The sequence below is a fragment of the Flavobacterium psychroterrae genome, from assembly GCF_018380615.1.
Lineage (GTDB): Bacteria > Bacteroidota > Bacteroidia > Flavobacteriales > Flavobacteriaceae > Flavobacterium > Flavobacterium psychroterrae.
This window is the reverse complement of record NZ_JAGYVZ010000062.1, coordinates 1-2,405: the sequence shown is the minus strand read 5'-3', so window position 1 is coordinate 2,405 and position 2,405 is coordinate 1. Positions and strand designations below refer to the sequence as shown.

General features: G+C 33.3%; 2 protein-coding genes. Both read left to right on the top strand.

The window, feature by feature from the left end; genetic code table 11:
* The first annotated feature begins 73 nt into the window (after positions 1-73).
* Positions 74-1,621, top strand: a complete 1,548-nt coding sequence (gene istA, locus KHA90_RS24910) for an IS21 family transposase (RefSeq protein WP_213308212.1) — start codon at positions 74-76, stop codon at positions 1,619-1,621.
* 22 nt (positions 1,622-1,643) lie between these two features.
* Complete coding sequence (gene istB, locus KHA90_RS24905; RefSeq protein ID WP_213308210.1) at positions 1,644-2,384, top strand: IS21-like element helper ATPase IstB; 741 nt, start codon at positions 1,644-1,646, stop codon at positions 2,382-2,384.
* Positions 2,385-2,405 lie beyond the last annotated feature (21 nt).

Here is a 2,405-nt window from a genome sequence, read left to right as displayed (position 1 = left end):
TTCCGGTTCAAAGTGACCACCTCAAAAAGTAGTGTTTATAAAGAATATCTTACTTGTTTTTAAAACAAAAGATATGGCAAATAAACGACTGGATATGAGAAACATTTTGCAATTATTACGTTTATATACTCAAGGAGTAAGTAAGCTCCAAATAAGCAGACAATTAGGCTTATCGCGCAATACTGTAAAGAAATATATTGAATCATTTCATCAAAATTCTTTTACCTATCAGGAGTTATCAGGTCTTAGTAATGAAGATCTGGAAGAACTCTTTGATGGACAGATAAAAGCTGTTCCAGAAAAAAATATAGTTTTAGAATCCTTATTTCCCACGATAGAAAAAGAATTAAAGCGAGTTGGTGTTACCCGACAATTGCTCTGGGAAGAGTATAGGGAAAATCACCCTGATGGCTACAGTTATTCTCAGTTTTGCTATCATTATCAAAATTGGCGAGGCAAACTCAAGCCCTCTATGCATATGCATCATAAGGCAGGAGATAAAGTTTTTGTAGACTATACAGGAAAGAAATTATCCGTTATTGACCAGTCTACAGGAGAAGTGTGTGAAGTAGAAGTTTTTGTAAGTGTACTGGGAGCAAGCGGACTTACTTTTGTAGAAGCTACCAGGACTCAAAACAAAGAAGACTTTATGGGAAGTCTGGTAAAAATGCTAGACTACTATCAGGGTGTTCCAAGTGCTATTGTAACGGATAATTTAAGAACAGCCGTTAAAAAGAGTGATAAATATGAGCCCTTAGTAACGGAATATTTATTAGACTTTGCATCTCATTACGCAACTACAATACTTCCCACAAGAGCTTATCACCCAAAAGATAAGGCTCTGGTTGAAAATGCAGTAAGAATAATTTATACCAGAATTTTTGCCCCTTTACGCAAAGAAGATTTTTTTACTATAGAAGCCCTTAATGATGCTATTTTACCACTTTTAGAAAAGCATAATACAATGTCTTTTAAAGGCAGGAAATACTCAAGATTAGATTTGTTTAATGAGATAGAAAAAGAAGCACTATCATTTTTACCTGTTAATCCCTATCAGCTCAAAGGTTTTGCTAAAGCAACCGTTCATAAATCCAGCCATGTTTATCTCAATAAAGACAAACACTATTATAGTGTGCCTTTTATTTATATGGGCAAGAAAGTATTGATTATTTACAGCAAAACTACCATTGAGATTTATCATGGGCAGCGCATAATAGCCAGTCATCAGAGGGACTACTCCAAATATCTTTATACAACAAATAAAGAACACATGCCCACATCACATCAGTTTGTGGCAGAGTGGAATCCTGAGAGGTTTATCCAATGGGGAGCTTCTGTTGGAGAATTTTGCAAATCATTTATAATACAAATATTAGATAAAAAACAGCACCCTGAGCAATCTTATAAGTCCTGTACCGGCGTGTTAAGTTTAGCCAAAAAAGTAGGCAATGACAGATTAAACAATGCCTGTAAAAGAGCGATGGATTATGAAAAAATAAATTACCCAATCATCAAATCTATCCTGGAGAAAGGATTAGACTTCATTGATGAAGATCCTGCTATTGAAGATAAAGAAATACCAATACATAATAATATTAGAGGCAAGGAATATTACAAATAACAACCATTAATAAAATAACTATATGAATGATCAAACATTAGAAAAAATGAAACAGTTAAGGCTCTACGGAATGTCCAGAGCCTTTAATACTACTTTAGAGGCAAGTAATATTGATTACACAAATGATGAACTTATTGCCTATTTAATTAACTCTGAATATGATGATAGAGAAAATCGAAAAGTAGAAAGATTGATCAATACTGCCAAGTTTAGGTATAAAGCTTTTATGGAAGAAATCGATTTTGACAGTTCCAGAGGAGTAGATAAAAACTTGGTAAACAGACTTGAGTTTTGTGATTTTATAAAAAACAAACAAAACATCCTGGTCTGTGGAAGTACAGGTGTTGGCAAAAGTTTTATAGCTACAGCAATTGGTTATAAAGCCTGTATGATGGGCTACAAAGTAATGTATTTTAATATCAATAAACTTTTCTCTAAACTTAAAATGGCTAAAGCTGACGGCTCTTACATAAAAGAAATTAATAAAATAGAAAAGCAGGACCTCATTATACTAGATGATTTTGGGCTTCAATCATTAGATAACTTTAAAAGGCAGGATCTTATGGAGATAATTGAGGACAGGCATGGGAAAAAATCAACTATTATTGCTTCACAGCTCCCAGTTGAATCCTGGCATGAAGTTATTGCTGAACAAACCATTGCAGATGCAATTTTAGACAGAATCGTTCACAATGCTCTTCGGATAGAATTAAAAGGAGAATCAATGAGAAAAAAGAAAATAGAAAAACAACTAATAGAATAAAATAATTTTATATTTTTAAAC